Source organism: Variovorax sp. Soil_C_26 (assembly GCF_057657075.1).
Genome location: NZ_JBDGJC010000001.1, coordinates 248,431 through 273,123 on the forward strand (window position 1 = coordinate 248,431; position 24,693 = coordinate 273,123).

General features: G+C 68.5%; 24 protein-coding genes. 5 read left to right on the forward strand and 19 right to left on the reverse strand.

Going from position 1 to position 24,693, the window contains the following annotated elements:
* Positions 1-17: 17 nt before the first annotated feature.
* The 5 genes from AC3A6G_RS01125 to AC3A6G_RS01145 form a co-directional block, all read right to left on the reverse strand.
* Positions 18-1,838, reverse strand: coding sequence for an acyl-CoA dehydrogenase (locus tag AC3A6G_RS01125; protein WP_487872830.1), 1,821 nt, complete (start codon positions 1,836-1,838; stop codon positions 18-20).
* A 93-nt stretch (positions 1,839-1,931) separates the two neighbouring features.
* Positions 1,932-2,864, reverse strand: coding sequence for an electron transfer flavoprotein subunit alpha/FixB family protein (locus tag AC3A6G_RS01130; protein WP_487857860.1), 933 nt, complete (start codon positions 2,862-2,864; stop codon positions 1,932-1,934).
* Positions 2,865-2,877: 13 nt separating this feature from the next.
* A complete protein-coding gene (locus AC3A6G_RS01135; protein ID WP_487872831.1) occupies positions 2,878-3,627 on the reverse strand; it encodes an electron transfer flavoprotein subunit beta/FixA family protein in 750 nt (249 codons plus the stop codon).
* A 138-nt stretch (positions 3,628-3,765) separates the two neighbouring features.
* The gene (locus AC3A6G_RS01140) at positions 3,766-5,046 is read right to left on the reverse strand and encodes a mechanosensitive ion channel family protein (RefSeq protein ID WP_487857862.1); all 1,281 of its coding nucleotides are present in this window, start codon (positions 5,044-5,046) and stop codon (positions 3,766-3,768) included.
* A gap of 42 nt (positions 5,047-5,088) precedes the next feature.
* Positions 5,089-6,042: a histone deacetylase family protein gene (locus tag AC3A6G_RS01145; protein ID WP_487872832.1), complete on the reverse strand. Its 954-nt coding sequence runs from the start codon at positions 6,040-6,042 to the stop codon at positions 5,089-5,091.
* An 87-nt stretch (positions 6,043-6,129) separates the two neighbouring features.
* On the opposite strand from AC3A6G_RS01145, the gene AC3A6G_RS01150 reads away from it, so the two are divergent.
* The 5 genes from AC3A6G_RS01150 to AC3A6G_RS01170 are packed head-to-tail and all read left to right on the forward strand — an operon-like array spanning position 6,130 to position 11,844.
* Entirely contained in the window at positions 6,130-7,050 is a 921-nt protein-coding gene (locus AC3A6G_RS01150) for an AAA family ATPase (RefSeq protein WP_487857864.1), read from the forward strand.
* Positions 7,051-7,062: 12 nt separating this feature from the next.
* Positions 7,063-8,034 (forward strand): DUF58 domain-containing protein, encoded by a 972-nt coding sequence (locus AC3A6G_RS01155; protein ID WP_487872833.1) that lies wholly within the window; start codon positions 7,063-7,065, stop codon positions 8,032-8,034.
* A complete protein-coding gene (locus AC3A6G_RS01160) occupies positions 8,028-10,058 on the forward strand; it encodes a transglutaminase TgpA family protein (protein WP_487872834.1) in 2,031 nt (676 codons plus the stop codon). Before AC3A6G_RS01155 ends, AC3A6G_RS01160 begins: the two co-directional genes overlap by 7 nt.
* Positions 10,059-10,103: 45 nt before the next feature.
* Positions 10,104-11,195 (forward strand): lytic murein transglycosylase B, encoded by a 1,092-nt coding sequence (gene mltB, locus AC3A6G_RS01165; RefSeq protein ID WP_487857867.1) that lies wholly within the window; start codon positions 10,104-10,106, stop codon positions 11,193-11,195.
* 4 nt (positions 11,196-11,199) lie between these two features.
* On the forward strand, positions 11,200-11,844 hold the full coding sequence (locus AC3A6G_RS01170) for an HD domain-containing protein (protein WP_487872835.1): 645 nt from the start codon (positions 11,200-11,202) through the stop codon (positions 11,842-11,844).
* Here the strand turns inward: AC3A6G_RS01170 and AC3A6G_RS01175 are convergent.
* The 14 genes from AC3A6G_RS01175 to AC3A6G_RS01240 all read right to left on the reverse strand — a co-directional run bounded on the left by AC3A6G_RS01175 (position 11,837) and on the right by AC3A6G_RS01240 (position 24,691).
* Entirely contained in the window at positions 11,837-12,331 is a 495-nt protein-coding gene (locus tag AC3A6G_RS01175) for a hypothetical protein (protein WP_487857869.1), read from the reverse strand. The genes AC3A6G_RS01170 and AC3A6G_RS01175 overlap by 8 nt on opposite strands.
* Positions 12,328-13,428 (reverse strand): beta-ketoacyl synthase N-terminal-like domain-containing protein, encoded by a 1,101-nt coding sequence (locus tag AC3A6G_RS01180; RefSeq protein ID WP_487872836.1) that lies wholly within the window; start codon positions 13,426-13,428, stop codon positions 12,328-12,330. Before AC3A6G_RS01180 ends, AC3A6G_RS01175 begins: the two co-directional genes overlap by 4 nt.
* Positions 13,425-13,700, reverse strand: a complete 276-nt coding sequence (locus tag AC3A6G_RS01185; protein ID WP_487857871.1) for an acyl carrier protein — start codon at positions 13,698-13,700, stop codon at positions 13,425-13,427. Before AC3A6G_RS01185 ends, AC3A6G_RS01180 begins: the two co-directional genes overlap by 4 nt.
* Entirely contained in the window at positions 13,697-14,854 is a 1,158-nt protein-coding gene (locus tag AC3A6G_RS01190; protein ID WP_487872837.1) for an ABC transporter permease, read from the reverse strand. The genes AC3A6G_RS01185 and AC3A6G_RS01190 overlap by 4 nt, the downstream gene beginning before the upstream one ends.
* Positions 14,855-14,862: 8 nt before the next feature.
* Entirely contained in the window at positions 14,863-15,771 is a 909-nt protein-coding gene (locus AC3A6G_RS01195) for an ABC transporter ATP-binding protein (protein ID WP_487872838.1), read from the reverse strand.
* Positions 15,772-16,023: 252 nt separating this feature from the next.
* Complete coding sequence (darH, locus tag AC3A6G_RS01200; protein ID WP_487857874.1) at positions 16,024-17,013, reverse strand: BtrH-related acyltransferase DarH; 990 nt, start codon at positions 17,011-17,013, stop codon at positions 16,024-16,026.
* A complete protein-coding gene (locus AC3A6G_RS01205) occupies positions 17,010-17,405 on the reverse strand; it encodes a DarG family dialkylresorcinol biosynthesis protein (protein ID WP_487857875.1) in 396 nt (131 codons plus the stop codon). Before AC3A6G_RS01205 ends, darH begins: the two co-directional genes overlap by 4 nt.
* An 11-nt stretch (positions 17,406-17,416) precedes the next feature.
* Positions 17,417-18,553, reverse strand: coding sequence for a beta-ketoacyl-ACP synthase III (locus AC3A6G_RS01210; RefSeq protein WP_487872839.1), 1,137 nt, complete (start codon positions 18,551-18,553; stop codon positions 17,417-17,419).
* Positions 18,543-19,523, reverse strand: a complete 981-nt coding sequence (locus AC3A6G_RS01215; protein ID WP_487857877.1) for a dialkylresorcinol condensing enzyme — start codon at positions 19,521-19,523, stop codon at positions 18,543-18,545. Before AC3A6G_RS01215 ends, AC3A6G_RS01210 begins: the two co-directional genes overlap by 11 nt.
* A 235-nt stretch (positions 19,524-19,758) precedes the next feature.
* On the reverse strand, positions 19,759-21,489 hold the full coding sequence (locus tag AC3A6G_RS01220) for an ABC transporter substrate-binding protein (protein WP_487857878.1): 1,731 nt from the start codon (positions 21,487-21,489) through the stop codon (positions 19,759-19,761).
* Positions 21,490-21,579: 90 nt separating this feature from the next.
* Positions 21,580-21,888, reverse strand: a complete 309-nt coding sequence (locus AC3A6G_RS01225) for a DUF2160 domain-containing protein (protein WP_487872840.1) — start codon at positions 21,886-21,888, stop codon at positions 21,580-21,582.
* 15 nt (positions 21,889-21,903) lie between these two features.
* Positions 21,904-22,716, reverse strand: a complete 813-nt coding sequence (locus AC3A6G_RS01230; RefSeq protein ID WP_487857880.1) for a carbohydrate ABC transporter permease — start codon at positions 22,714-22,716, stop codon at positions 21,904-21,906.
* A complete protein-coding gene (locus tag AC3A6G_RS01235) occupies positions 22,713-23,603 on the reverse strand; it encodes a carbohydrate ABC transporter permease (protein WP_487857881.1) in 891 nt (296 codons plus the stop codon). Before AC3A6G_RS01235 ends, AC3A6G_RS01230 begins: the two co-directional genes overlap by 4 nt.
* A complete protein-coding gene (locus tag AC3A6G_RS01240; protein WP_487872841.1) occupies positions 23,600-24,691 on the reverse strand; it encodes an ABC transporter ATP-binding protein in 1,092 nt (363 codons plus the stop codon). Before AC3A6G_RS01240 ends, AC3A6G_RS01235 begins: the two co-directional genes overlap by 4 nt.
* Positions 24,692-24,693 lie beyond the last annotated feature (2 nt).

Consider the following 24,693-nt stretch of genomic DNA (forward strand, 5'->3'; position numbering starts at 1 on the left):
CGACACGGAGCCGGGATTCAGAAGGCTTCGAGCGCCAGCGCCGTCACGCTCTCGGCGCCCTCGACGATGCTGTCGCGCAGGCCGGGCGCCTTGGCGAGGACGTGCTCGGCATAGAAGCGCGCGGTCACGATCTTGGCCTGCATGAAGTCGACATCGACGTTGCGCGAGGCCTGCTCCTCGGCAATGACCAGCGAGCGCGCGAGCTGCCAGCCGGCCACGAGATTGCCCGCGAGCATCAGGTACGGCACGCTGCCCGCGAACACCGCGTTGGGCGATGCCTTGGTGTGGCCGGCGACGAAGTCGACCACCTCGACGAAGGCTTCGCGCGCGGCCTTCAGGCGCTTGTGCACGGCCGCCGCCGCGGCGCTCTCGCGCTTGGCGAGCTCGGCCTCGGTCTTCTCGATCTGCGCGGCGATGGCACGGGCGGTCTGGCCGCCGTCGCGCACGGTCTTGCGGCCCACGAGGTCGTTGGCCTGGATCGCGGTGGTGCCTTCGTAGATCGTGAGGATCTTCGCGTCGCGGTAGTACTGCGCGGCGCCGGTCTCCTCGATGAAGCCCATGCCGCCATGCACCTGCACGCCGAGCGAAGTGACCTCGAGGCTCATCTCGGTGCTGTAGCCTTTCACGAGCGGCACCATGAATTCGTAGAAGGCCTGGTTCTGCTTGCGCGCCTCGGCATCGGGGTGATGGTGCGCGGCGTCATAGGCAGCTGCAGCCACCGCGGCCATCGCGCGGCAGCCTTCGGTGTAGGCGCGCATCGTCATGAGCATGCGCTTCACGTCGGGGTGGTGGATGATCGGCGCGCTGGCGTTCATCGAACCATCGACCGGGCGGCTCTGCACGCGGTCTTTCGCGTAGGCCACGGCCTGCTGGTAGGCGCGCTCTGCGATGGCGATGCCCTGCATGCCGACCGCATAGCGGGCCGAGTTCATCATGATGAACATGTACTCGAGGCCGCGGTTCTCCTGGCCGACGAGATACCCCACAGCGCCGGGTCCGGCGCTGTCCGCGATGCTCGCCGCCGTTCCGTCGCCGTACTGCAGCACGGCCGTTGGCGAGGCCTTGATGCCCATCTTGTGCTCGATGCTCACGCAGTGCACGTCGTTGCGCGCCCCGAGCGAGCCGTCCTTTTCGACCAGGAACTTCGGCACCACGAACAGGCTGATGCCCTTCACGCCCTCGGGCGCGCCGGTCACGCGCGCGAGCACGAGGTGCACGATGTTCTCGGCCATGTCGTGCTCGCCGTAGGTGATGAAGATCTTGGTGCCGAAGACCTTGTAGCTGCCATCGGGCTGCGGCTCGGCGCGGCTGCGCACCAGCGCGAGGTCGCTGCCGGCCTGCGGCTCGGTCAGGTTCATCGTGCCGGTCCACTGGCCGCTCACGAGCTTCTCGAGGTACACCGCCTTGAGTTCGTCCGAGCCCGCGGTCAGCAGCGCCTCGATGGCGCCGTCGCTCAGCAGCGGGCACAGCGCGAAGCTCATGTTGGCCGAGTTGAGCATCTCGCCGCAGGCTGCACCGATGGTCTTCGGCAGGCCCTGCCCGCCGAAGTCGGCCGGATGCTGCAGCCCCTGCCAGCCACCCGAGGCGTACTGCGCGAATGCTTCCTTGAAGCCCTTCGTGGTCGTCACGTCACCGTCCTTGAACGACGAGGGTTCGCGGTCGCCCACCACGTTCAGCGGCGCGACCACGTCCTGGTTGAAGCGCGCGCATTCCTCGAGCACGGCCTGCGCGGTTTCGAGGCCGGCATCCTCGAAGCCCGGCAGCCTGGCGATCTCGCCGATGTCGGCAAGGTGCTCGATGTCGAACAGCATGTCCTTGAGGGGGGCGATGTAGCTCATGGTCTTGTCTCCAGATGCGGCGGATACGGCGGATAAGGCGGATACGAAAAGGGCATCGCGAACGATGCCCTTCGGCTCAGTGCGGCAAGGCGATCAGAGCGCCTTGGTCAGTTCCGGCACGGCCGTGAACAGGTCGGCCACGAGGCCGTAGTCGGCCACCGAGAAGATCGGCGCCTCTTCGTCCTTGTTGATCGCGACGATCACCTTCGAGTCCTTCATGCCGGCCAGGTGCTGGATCGCGCCCGAGATGCCCGCGGCGATGTAGAGCTGCGGTGCGACGATCTTGCCGGTCTGGCCCACCTGCCAGTCGTTCGGTGCGTAGCCCGCATCGACCGCGGCGCGGCTCGCGCCCAGGCCCGCGTTGAGCTTGTCGGCCAGCGGCGTCATGACTTCGGTGAACTTCTCGGCGCTGCCCAGTGCCCGGCCACCCGAGACGATGATCTTGGCGGCCGTGAGTTCGGGGCGGTCGCTCTTGGTGACCTCGCGGCCCACGAAGCTTGACTTGCCGCTGTCGGCCACGCCTTCGGCGGTTTCGACCGTCGCGCTGCCGCCGGTTGCTGCGGCGGCATCGAAGCCGGTCGTACGCACGGTGATCACCTTGGTGGCATCGCTGCTCTGCACGGTGGCGATGGCATTGCCGGCATAGATCGGGCGCTCGAAGGTGTCGGGGCTCTCGACCTTGGTGATGTCGGAGATCTGTGCCACGTCGAGCTTGGCGGCCACGCGCGGTGCGACGTTCTTGCCGTTGGCGGTCGAGGGGAACAGGATGTGGCTGTAGTTGCCCGCGATGGCGAGCACCTGCGCGGCCACGTTCTCGGCCAGGTTCTCGGCCAGCGAGGGGCTGTCGGCCACGATGACCTTGGCCACGCCGGCGATCTGGGCGGCGGCCTTGCCGGCCTCGGCGGCATTGGCACCGGCGACGAGCACGTGCACGTCGCCGCCGCAGGCGAGTGCTGCGGTCACGGTGTTGAGGGTCGCGGGCTTGACGGTCGCGTGGTCGTGTTCGGCAATAACAAGTGCGGTCATTTTTTGTTCCTCCTCAGATCACTTTGGCTTCGTTCTTGAGCTTGTCCACCAGCGTGGCGACGTCGGGCACCTTGATGCCGGCGCCGCGCTTGGGTGGCTCGCTGACCTTGAGGGTCTTCAGGCGCGGCTTGACGTCGACGCCCAGGTCTTCGGACTTGAAGGTGTCGAGTTGCTTCTTCTTGGCCTTCATGATGTTGGGCAGCGTGACGTAGCGCGGCTCGTTCAGGCGCAGGTCGGTGGTGATGACCGCCGGCAGGCTGAGCTGGATGGTTTCCAGGCCGCCGTCGACCTCGCGCGTCACGGTGGCCTTGCCGTCGGCCACTTCGACCTTCGAGGCGAAGGTGGCTTGCGGCAGGTCGGCGAGTGCGGCGAGCATCTGGCCGGTCTGGTTGGCGTCGTCGTCGATGGCCTGCTTGCCGAGGATGACGAGCTGCGGCTGTTCCTTGTCGATCAGCGCCTTGAGCAGCTTGGCCACGGCCAGCGGCTGGAGTTCTTCGGAGGTCTCGACCAGGATGCCGCGGTCGGCGCCGATGGCCATCGCGGTGCGCAGCGTTTCCTGGCATTTGGCATCGCCGCAGGAGACGGCGATCACTTCGGTGACCACGCCCTTCTCCTTGAGCCGCACGGCCTCTTCGACCGCGATCTCGTCGAAGGGGTTCATGCTCATCTTGACATTGGCAATATCGACACCGGTGCCGTCGCTCTTCACGCGCACCTTGACGTTGTAATCGACGACCCGTTTGACAGGCACTAGAACCTTCATTGACTTGACTCCATTGGGATTGCAAAAAGGGGGCTGCGAGAGCAACCGGTCATTCTAGAGTCCGGCCCCGGCCGGCTCCGCATTCGTCGCGATCAGTACTGCACTGCAGCAAAAAAGAACGGTCGTGCTTTTCGGTGATTATACGGCAGGGTCGGCGGGTGCCGAAAGGCCCGCCGGCATCGATTCCACGCGCAGCACGCGCTGCGGGTACGGAATGTCGATGCCCGCGGCACGCAGCCCTTCGAGGATCGCGATGTTGATCTCCGAGCGCACGTTGTCCTTGCCCTTGTCGGGGTCGGTGACCCAGAAGTTCAGCACGAACTCGAGCCCGTCGGGCGCGAAGCTGACCAGGTAGCTGACCGGCTCGGGATCGGTCATGACGCGCGGCTGGGCCCTGGCCGCGCCGGTCAAGATCGATTGCACCTGCGCCACGTCGCTCTCGTAGCCCACCACGATGCGCGTGGTGATGTTGAACTTGAGGTCGGCCATCGAGAGGTTCTCGACCCGGCTCGTGATGAGCGATTCGTTCGGCACGATGGCTTCGCGGCCGTTGCCCGCCCGGATCAGCGTGTAGCGCGTCTTGATGTCGGTGATGCGGCCCTCGAAGGTGTCGACCTTGACGTTGTCGCCGATGCGGATCGAACGCTCGAGCAGGATCACGAAGCCGCTCACGTAGTTGGCCGCGAGCTTCTGCAGGCCGAAGCCCAGGCCCACGCCGAACGCGCCGCCGAGCACTGACAGCGCCGTGAGGTCGACACCCACCGCCGATAGCGCGAACAGCAGGCCCACCAGCAGCAGGAAGGCGCGCACCGCGTTCGAGGCCACCTTGCGCATCGACAGGTCGGTCACGGCCTCGCGCAGGATGCGCTTCTCGATGGTGGCGGCGATCCAGAGCGCGATCACCATCACCAACCCCGCCGAGAGCACGCCCTGCACGATGGTCTGCAGGCTCACGCGCGTCTTGCCGAAGGCCAGCGTGATCTCGTCGAGTTCGGCCAGAAGCGGCGGCAGCAGCCCGACGATCCAGAGAATCGCGGCGATCCACGCCAGCCACGAGATCGTGCGCTCGACGAGCCGCACCAGGTGCGAGGTGGGAAACACCGCCCGCATCACGCGCGCGCACAGGCGGATCACCGCGAGCGACAGGAACACCGACACGCCAATGCGCAGCATCAGGACCGTCTGGTACTCGGCCACGGTGCGCCGAGCGAGCTCGGCGAACACCAGCGCGAGCAGCGGGAACAGCACGCCGTCGAAGATGCGCTCGCCGAACCAGATCGAGTCCTTGGGCTGGTCGCGCCCGAACCAGCGGCTCACCAGCCAGGCGAGCGCCACGCAGGCCACGAGCGCCGCGAGTTCGATGCCGATGCCGCGCGCGTCGACCAGGTTCAGCCGTTGTGTGAAGTCGTGGAAGTTCATGGACCGAGGCAAAAGGGCTTCGCGCCCACGCCGTGCGGGCGCTCAGAGACCCGCAAGCACTCGGATGTGGGCTTCAACGCTGCGCGCCAGCGCATCGAGGTTGTAGCCACCTTCGAGCATCGAGACGACGCGGCCCTGCGCATGGCGCCGGGCCACGTCCTGGATGCGCCCCGTGATCCAGCTGAAGTCGCTCTCGGTGAGCCCGAGCTGGCCCAGGTCGTCCTCGCGGTGGGCGTCGAAGCCCGCGCTCACGAACACCATCTGCGGCGCGAACTCCTCGAGCCGCGGCATCCAGAGCGCCTCGATCAGCTCGCGCACGTCCATGCCCTTGGTGTAGGCCGGAACCGGCAGGTTCAGCATGTTCGCGGCCGGTTGATTGGTGCCGCTGTAGGGGTAGAACGGATGCTGGAAGAAGCCCACCATCAGCACGCGCTCATCGTCCGAAAGGATGTTCTCGGTGCCGTTGCCGTGGTGCACGTCGAAGTCGACGATCGCCACGCGCTCGAGCCCGTGCACCTCGAGCGCATGCCGCGCCGCGATGGCCACGTTGTTCAGGAAGCAGAAGCCCATCGCCTGCTCGCGGCAGGCGTGGTGGCCCGGCGGGCGCACCGAGCAGAAGGCGTTCTCGATCTCGCCCGCGATCACCGCGTCGGTGGCGGCAATGGCAGCGCCCGCGGCGCGGCGCGCAGCCAGCAGCGTGTAGCGGTTCAGGATGGTGTCGGGGTCGAGCTGTGCGTGGCTGGGTCCGCCGGCTGGCTCGTCGGCCACGAGGCGCTGGTGCAGCGACTCAAGGTATTCGAGGTGCGCTTCGCTGTGCGCCCGCGTGATCTGCGACAGCGTGGCGAGCGGCACCTCGCGGCGCTCGAGGGCATCGCCCACGCCGGTAGCGAGCAGCCGGTCCTCGATGGCATCGAGACGCTCGGGACATTCGGGATGGCCCCGGCCCATGTCGTGCTTCCAGCAATCGCGATGTGTGAAGTAGCCGGTCGTGCCCATGTGACTCTTTTGTTGCTGGACTTGTCTAGACCTCACACGGCATGGGGCCGCGCGGTCTTCGGGTATCGTTTGCATATGGATACAAATATGGACGTTGCCGCCAAACTTTCCACTTTGCTAAATCAGCTTAACACGGTGATTGTCGGCAAGGAGACCCAGGTGCGCGACTGCGTGGCGTGCCTGCTGGCGGGCGGCCACCTGCTGATCGAGGACGTGCCCGGGGTCGGAAAGACCACCCTCGCCCATGCGCTGTCGCACACCTTCGGGCTACAGTTCTCGCGCGTGCAGTTCACCGCCGACCTGATGCCGGGCGACCTGTCGGGCGTCGCGATCTACGACCGCGGCCAGCAATCGTTCGTGTTCCATCCGGGCCCGATCTTCGCGCAGGTGCTGCTGGCCGACGAGATCAACCGCGCCAGTCCCAAGACCCAGAGCGCGCTGCTCGAGGCCATGGAAGAGAAGCAGGTCACGATCGAGGGCGAGACCCGACCGCTGCCCACGCCGTTCTTCGTGATCGCCACGCAGAACCCGCAGGACCAGCTCGGCACCTTTGCCCTGCCCGAATCGCAGCTCGACCGCTTCCTGATGCGCATTTCGCTCGGCTATCCCGACCGCGCCGCGGAGCGCGAACTGCTCGCGGGCGCCGACCGTCGCGAGATGCTCGCCACGCTGCCGGCGCTGCTCACGGCCGGCGAACTCACGGCCCTGCAGCAGCGCGTGCAGCAGGTGCATGCGGCCGAGCCGCTGCTGAACTACGTGCAGGACCTGATCGCCGCCACGCGGTCGGGCCGCTGGTTCCTGCAGGGCCTGTCGCCGCGCGCCGGCATCGCGGTGCTGCGCGCCGCCAAGGCGCAGGCGCTTCTGGCCAACCGCGACTACGTAGCGCCCGACGATGTGCAGTCGGTGCTGCCGCAGACCATTGCGCACCGCCTCACGCCCGTCGGCGACGCGGGCCGCGGCGCGGTCGAGCAGGTGCGCGCGATGATCGCCGACGTGCCGCTGCCCTAGGCTGGCGCCCTCATGATCGCGTCGCTCCGTTCGCGCATCGACGGCTGGTTCCTGTCGCGCCGGCCGCCCTCGGACACGCTCGAACTCACACAGCGCAACGTCTACATCGTGCCCACGCGCGCCGGCTGGACGCTGGCCGTCACGCTGCTGGTGCTGCTCGTGGCCTCGATCAACTACCAGCTCAACCTCGGCTACCTGCTGACCTTCCTGCTTGCGGGCAGCGTGGCCGTGGGCATGCATGTCTGCCACGCCACGCTGCGCGGGCTGGCGCTGCACCTGGCGCCGCCGGAGCCGCACTATGCGGGCGCGGCCGCCGTCTTCCGCGTGGTGCTGCACAACACGCGGCGCAGCGTGCGCTACGGCATCGGCATGGCGGTGCGCGGCAGCGGCCACTGGGCCTGGACCGACGTGCCGGCCGAAGGCAGCGCCACGGTCGAGATCGCGTTCCTGCCCGAGCGGCGCGGCCTGCATCCGGTGCCGCCGCTCACGGCCGAAACGCGCTTTCCGCTCGGCACCTTCCGCGTCTGGACGGTGTGGCGGCCGGCGGCGCAGATGCTGGTCTATCCGGCGCCCGAGGCGCATCCGCCGCCGCTGCCGCCCGCCGAGCCGCTCACCGGCGCGGCCGCGGTGTCGTCGGCGCTGCGCGCGCAGGCAGCCGGCGAGTACGACGGCCTGCGGGCCTACCGGCGCGGCGATCCGCTCAAGCTGGTGGTCTGGAAAAGGGCTGCCCGCGCACAGGCCACCGGCTCCGAAGAGCTCGTGAGCCGCGACCTGCAGCAGACGCAACGCGAAGAACTGTGGCTCGACGCGCAGGCTGCTGGTCTGGCCGACACCGAGGCCCGACTCTCGCGGCTGTGCGCCTGGGTGCTGATGGCCGAGCGGCTGGGCGTGGACTATGGCGTGCGCGTGGCGGGCCGCGTGGTGCAGCCCTCGCAGGGCGAAGCCCACCGCCGTGCCTGCCTGGAGGCACTGGCGCTATGTTGAAGAAACTCGCACGCGAACTGGCAGCCCTGCCGCGGGATGCCCGCGACACGCTGTTCCTGCTTGCGGTGATCGCGCTGATCGTCCTGCCGCAGGCCTCCAATCTGCCGTGGTGGTGCAGCGCCATCACCGCGATGGTGCTGGTGTGGCGCGGCATGCTCGCGGTCGAGGCCAGGCCGTTGCCCGGCAGATGGTGGCGCGTGGGCCTGCTGGTGCTCACGCTCGCGGCCACCTTCGCGACCCACCGCACGCTGCTCGGGCGCGATGCCGGCGTCACGCTGGTCGTGGTGCTGCTCGCGCTCAAGACGCTGGAGCTGCGCGCGCGCCGCGACGCCTTCGTGCTGTTCTTCCTGGGCTTCTTCGCGATGCTCACGAACTTCTTCTATTCGCAGTCGCTCGTGACCGCGTTCCTGATGCTGCTCGCGCTGCTCGGCCTGCTGACGGCGCTGGTCAACGCGCACATGCCCGTGGGTCGTCCGCCGTTGATGCAGGCGGCGCGCACCGCGGGCTGGATGGCGCTGGCCGGCGCGCCGATCATGCTCGCGCTGTTCATGCTGTTCCCGCGCTTCGCGCCGCTCTGGGGCACGCCGGGCGATGCCATGGTCGGCCGCACCGGCCTGTCGAACACCATGCGTGTGGGCACCATCGCGCAGCTCGCGCTCGACGACGGCATCGCGGCGCGCATTCGCTTCGACGATGGCCGCATCCCGCCGCAGAGCCAGCTCTATTTCCGCGGCCCGGTGCTGGCGCGCTTCGACGGCCGCGAATGGACCTCGCTGCCGGCCTGGCTGCGCGGCGCGCCGTCGCCTTCGAACCTGCGCACCCGCGGAGCGCCGGTGCGCTACGAAGTCACGCTCGAGCCCAACCACCGGCCGTGGCTGCTCACGCTGGATGCGGCAGCCACCGCGCCGGAACTGCCCGGCTTCGGCGTGACCGGCACGAGCGACCTGCAATGGCTCGCGAATCGCCCGGTTTCCGACCTGGTGCGCTACCGCGCCGAAAGCCACACCCAGTTCGAAAGCGGCCCGACGCGGCAAAGCGGCCTGCTGCAGGCCTATCTGGCGCTGCCGCCCGGAACCAATCCGCGCACCGCCGAACTGGCCGCCCAGATGCGCGCCGACCCGGCCCTGGCCGCCGCCGACACGCCGGCATTCGTGCGCGCCGCGCTGCAGCGGCTGCGCACGGGCGGCTACACCTACACCCTGGAGCCCGGCGTCTACGGCAGCGAGACGGCCGACGAGTTCTGGTTCGACCGCAAGCAGGGCTTCTGCGAGCACATCGCCTCGGCATTCGTGGTGCTGATGCGCGGCCTCGGCATTCCCGCACGCATCGTGACCGGCTACCAGGGCGGCGACTTCAACCGCATCGACGGCTACTGGATGGTGCGCCAGAGCGATGCGCATGCCTGGGCCGAGGTCTGGCAGGAGGGCACGGGCTGGGTGCGCGTCGACCCCACGGCGTCGGTGGCGCCGGGCCGGGTCGGCCAACTGCAGCGGCTCGTGCCGCAGCCGGGCCTGTTCGAGGGCGCGATCGGCGCGATGAGCCCGACGCTCGCCCAGACCGTGCGCGCCGCCTGGGAGGCGGTCAACAACGGCTGGAACCAGTGGGTACTCAACTACAGCCAGAGCCGGCAGCTCAACCTGCTGAAGAACCTCGGTTTCGACGCGCCGAGCCTCGCGGACCTGGCCTACGTGCTGCTCTGCCTGCTGGTGGGCGCGAGCCTGGCCGGCGCGGCATGGACGCTGTGGGAGCGCAGCCGGCACGACCCGTGGCTGCGGCTGCTCGGGCAGGCGCGCGCGCGGCTCGCCAAGGCGGGCCTGAAGGTGCTTGAGACCGCACCGCCCCGGCAGATCGCGCAGCAGGCGGAGGCGCGCTTCGGCCCGGCCGCAACAGCCGTGCGCGACTGGCTGCTGAAGCTCGAGGCGCAGCGCTATGCCAAGGCATCGGCCACGCCGGCCGCCTCGCTCGCGGCGCTGCGCGCCGAGTTCCGCCGCCTCGACTGGCCGTCAGCCCAGAACCGCCGCTGAAGCGCCCGCGGCAGCCGCGCCCGCGCGGACGGCACAATCGCTTCCATGCGATCTGTTCTTTCTGCGCCGTCGCGCGCCGCCACCCTCGCCCTGTTTGCCGCCTGCTGCGTCTGGCCCCTGGGCGCAGCGGCCCAAAAGGCCTCGTCCCAACGTGCCGTCAAGACCGTGACCGGCAGCACGCCCTATGCCACGCGCGACGACGCGATGCAGTTTGCCGACCAGGTGGCCGAGCGCCGCGGCCTCGACCGCGACTGGGTGCGCGCCACCATCGGCAGCGCGCGCTTCTTGCCGAACGTGCCGCGTCTGATGCTGCCGGGCCCGCCGGGCACGGTGAAGAACTGGCAGGCCTATCGCAGCCGCTTCATCGATGCCACCCGCATTGCCGCGGGCGTGCGCTTCTGGCAGGCCAATGCCGAGACGCTCGCGCGGGCCGAGGCGATGTACGGCGTGCCGCCCGAGATCATCGTGGGCATCGTCGGCGTCGAGACGATCTACGGCCGCAACATGGGCAACTTCCGCGTGATCGATGCGCTCGCGACGCTGTCCTTCGATTTTCCGCAGGGCCATCCGCGCGCGGCCGAGCGCGAGGCCTTCTTCCGCGGCGAGCTCGAGGCCTTTCTCGGCGACAACGGCCGCACCTCGCGCAATCCGCTGCTGCCCGTCGGCAGCTACGCGGGCGCCATGGGCATGCCGCAGTTCATGCCGAGCAGCATCGCGAAGTACGCGGTCGACTTCGACGCCGACGGCCGCATCGACCTGGTCGACAACCCGGTCGACGTGATCGGCTCGGTGGCCAACTACTTCAAGGCCTTCGGCTGGACACCCGGCATGCCGTCGACCTATGCGGTGCGCTTCGACGAAGCGCGCCTCAAGAAGGCGCTGCTGCTGGCGCCCGACATCAAGCCGACCTTCAGCGCCGACAGCTTCGTGGCTGCCGGCGCCGTGCCCGAGAGCGAGGGCCTCCGGCACCAGGGGCTGCTCGCGCTGATCGAACTGCAGAACGGCGCCAATGCCGAACCGACCTACGTGGCCGGCACGCAGAACTTCTACGTGATCACGCGCTACAACTGGAGCAGCTACTACGCGATGTCGGTGCTCGATCTCGGCCAGGAGATCAAGGCCGCGATGGCGCAATAGAACCATGTCGACGGCGACGCCGCTCGGGCCCGATGCGCTCTGCGACAACTGGCGCGCAGCGTGGCACGACGTGGGTGCGGCCGCCACCGACGACGCGCTGTGCCTTGCACTGCAGCGCTGCTACGCCGAGCCACAGCGCCACTACCACACCCTGCAGCACTTGGGCGAATGCCTGGCCTGGTTCGACCGCGAGAAGCAGCTGGCCGAACATCCGGGCGAAGTCGCGCTGGCGCTCTGGTTCCACGACGCGGTCTACGACGTGCATGCGCACGACAACGAAGCCCGGAGCGCCGACTGGGCACGCCGTGCGATGCGGGACGCCGGCGTTCCGGCGCCGGCCGCCGAGCGTGTGCACGCGCTCGTCATGGCCACCTGCCACGACGCGGTGCCCGAGGGCCGCGACGCTGAATTGCTGATCGACATCGACCTGTCGATCCTCGGTGCCGATCCGGTGCGCTTCGCCGAGTACGAGCGCCAGGTACACGCCGAATACGCGTTCGTGCCCGACGCGATGCGGCTGCCGCGGCGCCGCGCGATCCTGCAGCGCTTCCTCGACCGCGAAGCGATCTACGCCACGCCCCGCATGCACGCGCTGCTCGAGGCGCAGGCGCGTGCCAACCTGACGCGCTCGATCGCCGCGCTCAGCTGATCGGCACCAGCCGCCACCATTCGGAGCGTGCGGCCTCGCCGTTGCGCCCCTCCTCCACCACGCCGACGAGCAAGCCGGCGCTTCCCGCGCCGCACTGCGCAAGCTGCAGCGCGCGCTGCGGATCGCGGCACAGCGCAAAGCTCGCATCGCCCTGCCAGCCGAGGCAACGCCCGACCTCCGCGAGCATCAGCGCCGGCTGCCCCTGCATGAAGGTGAAAGGCATCAGCATGCCGGCATCGTGCTGCGCCAGCCCCGCATGCGTGGCGCTCCAGGCACCGCGCAGGCTGGCCACGCGCAGGCGTGTGCCGGCCGGCAGCACGGCCTCGCCGGCTTCATCGAGGCAGCGGCGCGCACCGTACATCGCCAGCTCGGTCCAGAGGCCGACGCGCCGCGGCCGGTAACCGAGCCGCTCGGCGAGCCGGTCGCGCCAGTCCTCGGGGGGCGCATCGGCACCCACGTGCGCGACGGTGCGCCAGGCCGGCTTCATGCGGCAGCGTCCGACAGCACCAGCGCGGCATGCCCGCCACCGAAGCCGACCACATTGAGCAGCATGTGGCGCAGCCGCGCTGGTGCCTGCCCGGCCAGCGCGACATCGAGCCGATCGTCGATCGCGTGGGCTGCCGCGGGCCAGCAGCCGGCTTCGATGCAGGCCGCCAGCAGCGCCAGTTCGGCCGCGCCCGAGGCGCCGAGCGTGTGGCCGATCCACGCCTTGAGCGACACCAGCGGCGGCAGCGGCGCCGCGCCGAACACCTGCTTCAGCGCCTCGGCCTCGATGGCGTCGTTGACGGGGCTGCCCGCGGCCTGCACCTTGACCAGGTCGATGTCCGCTGGCCGAAGCCCGGCCTGCGCCAGCGCGCCCTCGCACATGGCGAGCACCGCGCCCGCTTCGGTGCCCGAGGGATTGCGCCCGTCCACCACGTTGGCGCCGCCGGCGATGCGCCAACGGCCCGCGCGCGACGCCGTGAGGCGCAGCGCGGCCACCGCCTCGCCGAGCACCAGCCCGTTGCGCCCGGCGCCGAAAGGCCGCGCCGCACCGTCGGGCGACAGCAGCTGCATCGCGCCAAAGCCCGCCAGCGTGAAGCGGTTGCCGAGCTCGGCGCCGACGACTAGCGCCTCGTGCGCCTCGCCGCTGCGGACCAGGTCGCATGCCGCGAGCACGGCATTGAAGGACGAGGTGCAGGCGGTGGACACGGTGAAGACCGGCCCCTGCCAATCGAGCGCGCCGGCGACGATGCCCGCGAAGTCCTGCAGGTCGCCGCCCAGGCGCAGGTCCTGCGGCGCCTGCTCCATCGCGCCGATGTCGAGCGACGACGAGGCGACGAAGAGCGGACCGCCGCGCGCGGCACCCAGGCCCGCTTCGGCCGCCACGCTGCGCACCGTGTGCACCAGACGCTGCTGCCAGTCGCCCTCGCCGCGCGGCAGGCGGTAGACCGGCCATTGCACGCCCGGTGACACCGCGACCGGTTCGGGCGCCATGGCGGCACCGCGTCCGATCGCTGCGACGGCCGACCGCAAGTCGGGCCCGAGCGCGCATGCGAGCCCCGTGCCCGCGAGGTACACGCCTGCGCCCGCACCGACGCTCATGCCTTGCCGGCCCGCACGAGGTGGTCGGCAAGGTGCGCGATCGACGCCAGCGCGCGGCGCGTTTCCTTGCTGTCGGGCATGCGCAGGCCAAAGCGCTGCTGCACCGTCATCGAGACCTGCAGCGCGTCGAGCGAGTCGAGGTCGAGGCGCGCGTCGGGGCCGAACAGCGGTTCGTCGTTGCCGAGCCCGCCCGGCGGCGCTTCCTTCTCGACGGCCTCGAGCACCATGGCCTTGAGGGTTGCGATGAATTCGGGGGAGATGGTGTCGGTCACGTTGCGGGTCTGCGAAAGAGGAAGACGGCGAGCACGAACATGGCGGCCGCGAAAAGCACCAGCCGGCCGACCTGCGGCAGCGTGTCAGCCACCCCGCCGCCGCGCAGCAGCACGGTGAGCAGCGCCTCGAGGCCCCAGTTCATCGGCGACACCTCGACCAGCCGCTGCATGAAGCCGGGCATTACGAACTTCGGCACCATGATGCCGCCCGCGGCCGCCATCAGCACATTGACCATCGGCCCGACGGTCGCGGCCTGCGCATGGCTGCGCACCGCGCAGGCGATCCCGAGCGACAGGCTGACCGCGGCCAGGCTCACCGCCGCGAGCGCCACCGCCAGCGCGCCCCAGTGGATGCCCGCGAGCGACAGCGCATCGCCGCCGATCAGCGGCATCAGCCAGATGCCGGCTGCGAGCATCAAGAGCGCCTGCAGCGCATTCACGCCGAGGTAGGGCAGCGCCTTCGACGCCAGCAGCATGGCGCGCGAAACCCCGAGGCTGCGCAGCCGCCCGAGCGCGCCGGAACTGCGCTCCTGCACGAACAGGCTCGAGAGCGAGGCCACCACGAAGAACATGCCGAACACCAGCCAGGCCGGCACGTTCTGCTGCACCGACGTGGGCCGCGGCCCGCTGGTGGCATGGCGCTCGGCATGCACCAGCGCCTGGATCGATGCGCCGGCCGGCGGGCTGGCGGTGCCGGGCACCGCGAGCGCGAGCCGCGCCTTGAGCTCGCCCGAGGCGCCCACGAGTTCGGCACGCAGCGCATTGAACAAGTTGGCGTCGATGCCCGGCTCCGCGAACAGGCGGATGTGCGCGCGGCGCGGCAGCGCGGCCGATTCGAGCTCGTCCGAGAGGCCAGGCTCCAGCACGATCACGTACTTGAGCGCGCCGCTCTTCAGCTGCGCCTGCCAGTCGGCGTCGAGCGCACGCGGTTCGCCGTGGCTGCGGGCCCAGATCTGCCGCAGCCACTGCGCGGGCGTGCCGCTGTCGCGCAGGTCGACCGCGTAGCTCAGCTCGGCCAGCGGCGGGCGGTAGATGTCTTTGAGCGTGAGCGACATCAGCACGATGAACACCATCGGAAGCAGGAACAGCGCCGCCAGCCCGTGCACGTCGCGCACGAGTGCGAGCAGTTCCTTTTTGATGAGTGCGATCAGCATCGAATCCTTCAATCGCGCAACGAGCGATGCGTGAGCGCCATGAAGAGCTGTTCGAGGTCGTGGCGGCCGAACTCGGCATGGCGCACCGCGATGCCTTCGGCCTCGAGCGCCGCGAGCACCGGGGCTGGGCCAACGCCTTCATTCAGGTGCACGCGCCAGTGCACGCCGCCCTCTTCCACCGTGCCGAAGCGCGAGAGCATCGCGGCATCGAGCCCGTCGGCGGCGAGCGTGAGCAGCATCGCGCTTTTGGAAAGCAGTGCGTCGAGCGAACCTTCGCGCAGCACGCGGCCGTGGTCGAGGATCGCGACGCGGTCGGCGATGGCCTCGATCTCTTCCATGTAGTGCGAGGCGTAGATCACGGCCGCGCCCTGCTGCGCCAGGCTCTTGATGGCATCGAGAATGAAGGCGCGCGACTGCGGATCGACGCCCACGGTGGGCTCGTCGAACAGCATCAGCTCGGGCTCGGGCAAGAGCGCGATCGCGAGATTGAGCCGGCGCTTGAGCCCGCCCGACAGCCGCTCGGCGCGCACGCCGGCAAACTGTTCGAGCTGCGCAAAGCCGATGCACTCTCCGATGCGCGTCTTGCGCCGGCCGCCCGACAGCCCGCCGGCCGCGGCAAAACAGGCCAGGTTCTCGGCCACGGTGAGCATCGGATAGAAGGCATGCTCCTGCGGCGTTACCGCGATGCGCGTGGGCGCGTTCGCACGAACCTGTGCCAGCGGCTGGCCGTCGATGTGGATCTCGCCGGTCTGCACCTCGAGCGCGCCCGAGAGGTGCGAGATCAGCGTGGTCTTGCCGGCGCCGTTGGGGCCGAGCAGGCCCATGACCGAGCCCCGCGGCACCGTGAGCGAGACGTCCGCCAGCGCCGCCGCATCGCTGTGCGGATAGCGGTGGCCGAGGTGCTTCAGTTCGAGCATGTCGGGGGTCGTTTTTGACGCTGTTGTTCGGGGGGCGATCCCGCCGACGGGGTACCTTGCTCCGCGAATGTCCCCCGGCCTGCGGCCTCCTCCTGTATTTCGCTGCGCAAGGCACCCCATCGACGTGATCGTTGCGCAGAGCGGTCGTTGATCGGCGATGCACAACGAGCGTGTCCCGGTGCCCTGGGCACGCGCCCTGGACGGCAGCGCCCAAGACAAGGCCCGCGTCGAAAGGAAGGAAGAAACCCCATCTCAGGCCACAGCCGCCTTGAGGTCGCGAAAGAACGCTTCTTCCTCCTGCGACAGCGCACGCAACATCGAAGCGAGCCGTCCCGGATCGACCGCCTCGCGCCCCTTCACCATGCGCGCCGCCTTGAGAGCAAACGCGCGCCAGTTGTCGCCGATCGCGATCAGCCGCTCCGACATCTGCGTGAGCTGCGGCTTGCCGAGCAGTTCGGCAGCCTCCTGCAAAAAGGCCGCGTAGATGAACCGGAAGCCCGCACCGCCCGTGCCGATCTCTTCCTGCATGCGCACCACGTGGCCGATGAAGTCGACGCTGCGCGGATCGGTCGCGGCGAGCTTCTGCAGGCGCGCGGCCAGCATGCGCATGCCGCGCACGCCCACGATCGGAATCGGTGCGAGCATGGTGCGCACCGTCTTTCGGATCGCCTTCGTCACCGAGGCCGCATCGGGCGCCTTGCGCTCGATCGCCTGCGGGTAGTACATGAGCCCCTTGGGCGCGAGCACGCCCTTCGCAAAGCGGGCACGCGCAAGGTCGGCGCTGGCGCAGCGCACGGGTTCTTCGAACACCGGGTCGCTGATGAGGTAGTCGTCGCCGTCCTTGCCGTAGACCAGCAGGTTGTGCGCATTGAAGTGGAAGCGCATGTTGGGCGGAAAGTACGGCAGCCAGTAGACCGAGGTCTGCAGGCCCACCAGTTGGCCCCCGGCCAGCAGCGCGTCGAGCCGCTGCTCGCCGGCCTCGGCGCTGCGGAAGGTCTCGAAGCGAAAGCGTGCGGCCATCGGCGCCAGCAGGCCCTTGATGATGGCCTTGGGCGGCATGCGGTACGAGATCAGCGGCAGGCCCGACAGCTTGATGAACGGCAGGTACGCGAACGACAGCGCCGACGAGAGGCCGAACGCCATCGCCTCGGTCATCGGCGCGCCGTGGTGACGCATCAGGCTCGAGATGACGCCGCTTTCGCAGTGCGCCGCTTGCTGGTGCGCGAAGTTCGTCGTCGTCACGGCAGGCTCCGCAAGGTGGCGATGGAAAGTCCCAGCGCCTCGGCGTAGCGCGCCAGCTGCCGCCCGGAAAGCGCCGCGAAGTGCCGCGGCTGCAGGTGGCGACGCACACGCCACTGCCAGAAGCCGCTGGTCTGCGAGAGCAGCGCCACGTCCATGCGGCGCGCGTACATCCAGTATTCGAGCGGCGACGCGACCCCGGCCGCTACGCGCACCCTGGCGGCCTCGGCCTGCTCCACCAGCACGTCGACCGCATGGCTCGTGACGATCTCCTCCGCCTCCCACCCGCGTGAGCGCGTGGTGACCACGCGGCCCTGCGCATCACGCGCGTACATGAGCTTGGAATGCCCGTCGAGCGTGGCATTGCCCTCTTGCGGAACAGCGTCGAGGTCCATGGCGATTCCGGTCAGACGGCGGTCAGGTGGATGAAGCCGCTCGAGAAGCGGCCGCTCTCGGGCACGAACATCAGGAGCTTCTGCCCCGGCCGGATGCGGCCCGATCGGAACAGCTCGTCGAGCATGATGTATGGCGATGCCGATCCGGTGTTGCCCTTGGTCGCCAGGTTGGTGAACCAGCGCTCGCGCGGGATCGCGAAGCCCAGGCTCTCGAGGCACTGCGCCACCGGCTCGAAGAAGTAGCTCGACGAGAGATGCGGCAGGAACCAGTCGATCTCGCCCGCCTTCAGGCCGTGCTTGTCGATGAGGCCCGCGAGCGGCTCGCCGAGCGTGGCGCGCACGATGTTCTCGTTGAGCAGGCGCACGTCCTGCTTCACCGCGAAGGTGGATGCCTGCGCCCAGTCGCCCGGCGCGGTGTGCGCCCATCCGTCGAGCCCGCCGCCGGCGTTCTTCTCGGCGCCCGCGTACATGCAGACCGGCAGTTCGTGCGCGGCCGAAGAGAGCTCGATCCAGTCCACGCGCAGCGACAGCGGCCCGCGCGGCTCGCGTTCGAGCAGCACCGCGCCCGCGCCGTCGGACAGCATCCAGCGCAGGAAGTCTTTCTCGAACGCGATCTCGGGCCGCTCTTCGAGCGCCGCGAGCTTGTGCGCGAGCTCGGCCTCGAAGCGGTCGCCGCGCATCACGGCAGAGGCCAGCTCCGAACCGGTGGCCACGGCACGCCGTGCATCGCCCGCGCGCACCGAGAGCCAGGCATGCTTGAACGCCGCGGCACCCGCCAGGCAGATGCCCGCGCAGGCCACCACCTCGAGCCGCGGCCAGCCGAGCTCGCCGTGCACCATCACCGCATGGTTGGGCATCAGCTGGTCGGGCAGCGAGGTGCCGGTGGCAAGGCAGTCCACGGGACCGATGTCGTCGCCGAGCGCCCGGATCGCGGCCGCCGTGAGCTGCGCATTGCTCATGGCGAGCCGGCCGGTGGCGCGGTCGATCGCGTAGTGGCGCGCCTGGATGCCGTTGCTGCGAAGAATGAGCCGCCGTGCGCGCGATGCCTTGCCGCCGATGCGGCCGAGGACCTCTTCGATGTCTTCGTTGCCGACCGCGGAAAAAGGCAGGAAGGCGGCGGTGCGGGTCAGGAAGACTTCAATCGTCATAAAGCGGAACACGGTCCATGCCCGAGCCCGAGGGGTGTTCGAAATGGGCCGTCATTTTAGTGAGCCAGCGCCCGAACAGCGGCCGCAGCAGGGCCTGGAGCGCCAGGCTCACCGGCACCACCGTGACGATCAGCGCCAGCAAGAAGAGCACATAGAGCAGCAGCAGCGGCTTGCGCTGCCAGGCGCCCGGCCGGCCCGCTGCCATGATCAGCCGCCCCCAGAGAAAGAAGCTGCGCGTGCCGGCCTTCTCGCTCGCGAGCAGCCGGGCATCGGCCTTGACAGCGCCCAGGCCCGCGAGCAGCGGCTCGGCCCCGCGTTCAAGGTCATGCAGGAGCGCATCACGCAGCGCACGGCCGAAGCGGGCCGCGCCACGGACCTGCGCATCGCAGAGGCCGGCGTCGGGCATGCCCCAGAAGCCGCGCTTGCGGCCCCAGATCAGCCAGGCCGGCGTGGTGAAGAAGGTGGCGAGCGTCGGGCCGGGGTCGGTAAGAACCACGTTGTCGATCAGCCGCGCGCCGACGGCGCCGAGCAGGCCCTTGAGCTTTTCGTGCGCCATGAGCCACATGTTGCGGCAAGCGATCACCGTGACCACCGGCTTGCCGCTCAGCAGCCGGGCCGCGACGGGGTGCTGGAGAAAGGCGACGACGGGCTGCGACGGCGCCAGGAACCACACCTGGTACGGCAGGATGACGAGGTCGAAATCTTCCTCGCCCGTGAGCGACAGCGGCGCCAGCGGCTGCGGCTTCAGGTGGGCCGATTCGGGAAAGGCATCGAAGAAGCGCAGGAACGGCCAAGGGAACGGAAATTCCGCCACGGGCCGCAGCACTTCGACATGCACCGAGATCCCGGGATCGGCCACGAGCGGCGCCACGATCTGCCCGGCAACGGCCGCGAGTTGACCCGTCTGCGAATACTGGACGACCAGGACGCGCTTCGGGCGCGCGGCGGGGATGGGGAGGCTTGAAGTCACTTGCTGGGCGAAACGAGGGCCGTCGAATGTAAGCGAAAGAGTGCAGTCGACGCATCTGCCAATGGTCATGGCGTCGCGTATGCCCCACGCGATAGGCTACGCCAAGCAAAAAAAAGGCCGCGCCCTTCGGCGCGGCCCGACGCGAAGCACCCGTGGAACCGGCTTCGCCGGGCCACCGGGTGCGCCCCCCCAGTGGGGGGGAGGCGCCGCAGGCGCTTCGGGGGGCGTCCTGTTTCTAGCGGGCCTTGCCTTCCTTCCAGGCGGTCAGCAGCTTGCTGTATTCGATCGTTTCGCCCTTGGGCTTCTCGTTGGCCAGCTTCTTCCAGGGCGCATTCTTGTCGCTGAGCCACTTGTTCGGATCGCCCTTGGCGTTGAGCTTGGGTGCGCAATGCGCCATGCCGGCACGCTGCAGGCGGGCCATCACGTTGTCCATCTCGTCGGCCAGGTTGTCCATCGCCTTCTGCGGGGTCTTCTCGCCCGTGACGGCCTCGGCCACGTTCTTCCACCAGAGCTGCGCCAGCTTCGGATAGTCGGGCACGTTGGTGCCGGTGGGCGTCCAGGCCACGCGCGCCGGGCTGCGGTAGAACTCGACCAGGCCGCCGAGCTTGGGCGCCATGTCGGTCATGGCCTTCGACTGGATGTCCGATTCGCGGATCGGGGTCAGGCCCACGATGGTCTTCTTGAGCGAGACGCTCTTGGACGTGACGAACTGCGCATAGAGCCAGGCCGCGGCGGTCTTGTTGGCGTCATGGCCGTTGAAGAACGACCACGAACCCACGTCCTGGTAGCCGTTCTGCATGCCCTGCTTCCAGTACGGGCCGTTCGGGCCGGGCGCCATGCGCCACTTGGGCGTGCCGTCCTCGTTGACCACGGGCAGGCCCTTCTTGGTCATGTCGGCGGTGAAGGCCGTGTACCAGAAGATCTGCTGCGCGATCTGGCCCTGCGCCGGCACCGGGCCCGACTCGCCGAAGGTCATGCCCATGGCTTCCTTGGGTGCGTACTTCTTCATCCAGTCGATGTACTTGGTGAGCGCGTACACGGCGGCCGGCGAATTGGTGGCGCCGCCGCGCGACACGGCCGCACCCACCGGCGTGCACTTGTCGTCGGCCACGCGGATGCCCCACTCGTCGATCGGCATGCCGTTGGGGTTGCCGACGTCGGCGGTGCCGGCCATCGAGAGCCAGGCGTCGGTGAAGCGCCAGCCGAGCGACGGGTCCTTCTTGCCGTAGTCCATGTGGCCGTAGATCGGCTTGCCGTCGATGGTCTTCACGTCGACGCTGAAGAACTCGGCGATGTCCTCGTAGGCGCTCCAGTTGAGCGGCACGCCCAGGTCGTAGCCATACTTGGCCTTGAACTTGGTCTTAAGGTCCTTGCGGTCGAACAGGTCGGCGCGGAACCAGTAGAGGTTGGCGAACTGCTGGTCGGGCAGCTGGTAGAGCTTGCCGTCGGGCGCGGTGGTGAACTTGGTGCCGATGAAGTCCTTGATGTCCAGGCCCGGATTGGTGAACTCCTTGCCCGCGCCGGCCATGTAGTCGGTCAGGTTCATCATCTTGCCGTAGCGGTAGTGCGTGCCGATCAGGTCGGAGTCGGAGATCCAGCCGTCGTAGATCGACCTGCCAGACTGCATCGAGGTCTGCAGCTTCTCGACCACGTCGCCTTCCTGGATCAAGTCGTGCTTCACCTTGATGCCAGTGATCTCCTCGAAGGCCTTGGCGAGCGTCTTCGATTCGTATTCGTGCGTGGTGATGGTCTCCGACACGACCGAGATCTCCTTCACGCCCTTCGCCTGCAGCTTCTTGGCCGCATCGATGAACCACTTCATCTCGGCGGTCTGCTGCTCCTTGCTGAGCGTGGAAGGCTGGAACTCGCTGTCGATCCACTTCTTCGCCTCGGGCTCTGCGGCCCCTGCACCGTGCGCGGCGCATAGCGCCGCTGCCATTGCCAATGCCGTATAGCGCATCTTCATGAATGTGTCTCCTCGGTTGAAGGCTTCCCCGGGTGTTTCGATCGCGGCTCCGGGGAGGCGGAGAGCCGGTCGCGTCTTTCCTTGAAGAAACTAGCCCTTGCGCATCACCAGCGCGAGGAGAAACATCGACAGCACGAAGCTGATCCAGATCGACGGCTCGGCCTCGAGGCTCAGCCATTCCTGGAACTTGCCCGCGAGGCCGATGAAGATCAGGTTGAGGTAGGCGGCCGAAAGCAGGCCGATGAAGAGGCGGTCGCCGCGCGTGGTGGCAATCGGCAGCCAGCCACGGCGCATGGTGGTGGGCGACTTGAGCTCCCACACGGTCATGCCGATCAGCATCAGCACGATGCAGGTGAAGAAAACGGCCACCGGGGTGGTCCAGACCATCCAGTCAAACATGTTGTCGCCCTCCTCTCAGACCCTGCCCATCGCAAAGCCTTTTGCGATGTAGTGGCGCACGAACCAGATCACGATGGCGCCCGGCACGATCGTCAGAACGCCAGCCGCCGCCAGCGTGGCCCAGTCCATGCCCGAGGCGCTCACCGTGCGCGTCATCGTCGCGACGATCGGCTTGGCATCCACGCTCGTGAGCGTGCGCGCGAGCAGCAGCTCGACCCAGCTGAACATGAAGCAGAAGAACGCCGCCACGCCGACGCCGGCCTTGATGAGCGGCAAGAAGATCTTGATGAAGAAGCGCGGGAACGAGTAGCCGTCGATGTAGGCGGTCTCGTCGATCTCGCGCGGAATGCCGCTCATGAAGCCTTCGAGGATCCACACGGCGAGCGGCACGTTGAACAGCAGGTGCGCGAGCGCCACGCCGAGGTGCGTGTCCATGAGGCCGACGGTGCTGTAGAGCTGGAAGAACGGCAGGAGGAACACCGCGGGCGGCGTCATGCGGTTGGTCAGCAGCCAGAAGAACACGTGCTTGTCGCCGAGGAACGAATAGCGCGAGAACGCATAGGCCGCCGGCAGCGCCACCGTGAGCGAGATGACGGTGTTGATCGCCACGTAGATCAGGCTGTTGATGTAGCCCGAGTACCACGACTCGTCGGTGAAGATGCGCGCGTAGTTGGCCCAGGTGAGCTCCTGCGGAAAGAACGAGAAGCTCGAGACGATCTCCTCGTTCGTCTTGAAGCTCATGTTGACCATCCAGTAGATGGGCAGCAGCGCGAACAGGATGTACAGCACCAGGAAGATGCTGCGCTTGCGGAACCGACGCTCGTTCATTTCTCCACCTCCACCGTCTGCGTACCCACGCGCTGCATCCAGTTGTAGAGCACGAAGCAGAACAGCAGGATGATCAGAAAGTAGATCAGCGAGAACGCCGCCGCCGGCCCGAGGTCGAACTGCCCCACCGCCTTCTGCGTGAGGTACTGGCTCAGGAAGGTCGTCGCATTGCCCGGTCCGCCGCCTGTCAGCACGAAGGGCTCCGTGTAGATCATGAAGCTGTCCATGAAGCGAAGCAGCACCGCGATCATCAGCACCCCGCGCATCTTCGGCAGCTGGATGTAGCGGAACACCGCGAACTTGCTCGCGCCGTCGATGCGCGCCGCCTGGTAGTAGGCATCGGGGATCGAGCGCAGGCCCGCAAAGCACAGCAGCGCCACCAGCGGCGTCCAGTGCCACACGTCCATCACCAGCACCGTGAGCCAGGCGTCGGTCGCACTGCCGGTGTAGTTGTAGTCCACGCCCAGCTTCTGCAACGCGTGGCCCAGCAGGCCGATGTCGGCGCGGCCGTAGATCTGCCAGATCGTGCCGACCACGTTCCAAGGGATCAATAGCGACAGCGCCACCACCACCAGCACCGCCGACGACTTCCAGCCCTTGGCCGGCATCGACAGCGCCAGGCAGATGCCCAGCGGAATCTCGACCAGCAGCACCGACAGCGAGAAGCCCAGCTGGCGCCAGAGCGCCTGGTGCAGCTCGTCGTCGCGCATCACCGAGGCGAACCACTCGGTGCCGACGAACACGCGCCGGTCGGGCGAGATGATGTCCTGCACCGAGTAGTTGACCACCGTCATCAGCGGCACGATGGCGGAGAAGGCCACACACAGCAGCACCGGGAGCACGAGCCACCAGGCCTTCTGGTTCACGGGCTTGTTGGTGGCGTTCATGCCGTGACCCCTGCGCCGGCCACCACCAGCTCCTCGTCCTTGTAGAAACAGGTGTGCGCATCGAGCACCCGCAGCCACACTGTCTCGCCGACCGCGGGCGGCACCTCGTCGGCATGCAGCCGCACCCTGACCAGGCTGCCGTCGACCTCCGCGCTCAGCATGGTGTGCGTGCCGACGTCCTGCGCCTGCGTCACCACCGCCGGCACCGCACCCGGCGCGCCCGCACTCGCGAGGCGAAGGTATTCGGGCCGGATGCCGATCTTGAGCATGCCCTGCGGCAGCGCGCGCGCCGGCGTAAGCCGGGTGCGGCCCACTTCGAGCGTGCCGTCCTCGCAGCGCGCCGCCAGGAAGTTCATGCCCGGCGATCCGATGAAGTGGCCCACGAAGGTGTGCGCCGGCCGTTCGAACAGTGCCTCGGCGCTGCCCACCTGCACGGCCTTGCCGCGCGTCATGACCACCACCTCCTCGGCGAAGGTGAGCGCCTCGACCTGGTCGTGCGTCACGTAGATCAGCGTGAGCTTGAGCTCGCGATGGATCTGCTTGAGCTTGCGCCGCAGCTGCCACTTGAGGTGCGGGTCGATCACCGTGAGCGGCTCGTCGAACAGCACCGCCGATACGTCGCTGCGCACCAGGCCGCGCCCGAGCGAGATCTTCTGCTTGGCATCGGCCGCGAGACCCGCCGCGCGCTGGTTGAGCTGGCCGCTCATGTCGAGCATCTCGGCGATCTCGCCGACGCGCTTCCGGATCTGGTCTTCGGGCACCTTGCGGTTGCGCAGCGGAAACGCCAGGTTCTCGGCCACGGTCATCGTGTCGTAGATCACCGGGAACTGGAACACCTGCGCGATGTTGCGCTCCTGCGGCGTGGCACGGGTCATGTCGCGCCCGTCGAACTGCACCGTGCCCTGCGACGGCGCCAGCAGGCCCGAGATGATGTTGAGCATGGTGGTCTTGCCGCAACCCGAGGGGCCGAGCAAGGCGTAGGCGCCGCCGTCGCGAAAGCTCATCTTGAGCGGCAGCAGCGCATAGTCGCTGTCCTGCGTGGGGCTCGGACGGTAGGCGTGCGCCAGGTCGAGGTCGATGCGTGCCATGA

Bases quoted from the DNA above. Each gene is read 5' to 3' on its own strand.
- AC3A6G_RS01125 (WP_487872830.1), bottom strand. From the start codon at position 1,838: ATGAGCTACATCGCCCCCCTCAAGGACATGCTGTTCGACATCGAGCAC.
- AC3A6G_RS01130 (WP_487857860.1), bottom strand. From the start codon at position 2,864: ATGACCGCACTTGTTATTGCCGAACACGACCACGCGACCGTCAAGCCC.
- AC3A6G_RS01135 (WP_487872831.1), bottom strand. From the start codon at position 3,627: ATGAAGGTTCTAGTGCCTGTCAAACGGGTCGTCGATTACAACGTCAAG.
- AC3A6G_RS01140 (WP_487857862.1), bottom strand. From the start codon at position 5,046: ATGAACTTCCACGACTTCACACAACGGCTGAACCTGGTCGACGCGCGC.
- AC3A6G_RS01145 (WP_487872832.1), bottom strand. From the start codon at position 6,042: ATGGGCACGACCGGCTACTTCACACATCGCGATTGCTGGAAGCACGAC.
- AC3A6G_RS01150 (WP_487857864.1), top strand. From the start codon at position 6,130: ATGGACGTTGCCGCCAAACTTTCCACTTTGCTAAATCAGCTTAACACG.
- AC3A6G_RS01155 (WP_487872833.1), top strand. From the start codon at position 7,063: ATGATCGCGTCGCTCCGTTCGCGCATCGACGGCTGGTTCCTGTCGCGC.
- AC3A6G_RS01160 (WP_487872834.1), top strand. From the start codon at position 8,028: ATGTTGAAGAAACTCGCACGCGAACTGGCAGCCCTGCCGCGGGATGCC.
- mltB (WP_487857867.1), top strand. From the start codon at position 10,104: ATGCGATCTGTTCTTTCTGCGCCGTCGCGCGCCGCCACCCTCGCCCTG.
- AC3A6G_RS01170 (WP_487872835.1), top strand. From the start codon at position 11,200: ATGTCGACGGCGACGCCGCTCGGGCCCGATGCGCTCTGCGACAACTGG.
- AC3A6G_RS01175 (WP_487857869.1), bottom strand. From the start codon at position 12,331: ATGAAGCCGGCCTGGCGCACCGTCGCGCACGTGGGTGCCGATGCGCCC.
- AC3A6G_RS01180 (WP_487872836.1), bottom strand. From the start codon at position 13,428: ATGAGCGTCGGTGCGGGCGCAGGCGTGTACCTCGCGGGCACGGGGCTC.
- AC3A6G_RS01190 (WP_487872837.1), bottom strand. From the start codon at position 14,854: ATGCTGATCGCACTCATCAAAAAGGAACTGCTCGCACTCGTGCGCGAC.
- AC3A6G_RS01195 (WP_487872838.1), bottom strand. From the start codon at position 15,771: ATGCTCGAACTGAAGCACCTCGGCCACCGCTATCCGCACAGCGATGCG.
- AC3A6G_RS01205 (WP_487857875.1), bottom strand. From the start codon at position 17,405: ATGGACCTCGACGCTGTTCCGCAAGAGGGCAATGCCACGCTCGACGGG.
- AC3A6G_RS01210 (WP_487872839.1), bottom strand. From the start codon at position 18,553: ATGACGATTGAAGTCTTCCTGACCCGCACCGCCGCCTTCCTGCCTTTT.
- AC3A6G_RS01220 (WP_487857878.1), bottom strand. From the start codon at position 21,489: ATGAAGATGCGCTATACGGCATTGGCAATGGCAGCGGCGCTATGCGCC.
- AC3A6G_RS01225 (WP_487872840.1), bottom strand. From the start codon at position 21,888: ATGTTTGACTGGATGGTCTGGACCACCCCGGTGGCCGTTTTCTTCACC.
- AC3A6G_RS01230 (WP_487857880.1), bottom strand. From the start codon at position 22,716: ATGAACGAGCGTCGGTTCCGCAAGCGCAGCATCTTCCTGGTGCTGTAC.
- AC3A6G_RS01235 (WP_487857881.1), bottom strand. From the start codon at position 23,603: ATGAACGCCACCAACAAGCCCGTGAACCAGAAGGCCTGGTGGCTCGTG.
- AC3A6G_RS01240 (WP_487872841.1), bottom strand. From the start codon at position 24,691: ATGGCACGCATCGACCTCGACCTGGCGCACGCCTACCGTCCGAGCCCC.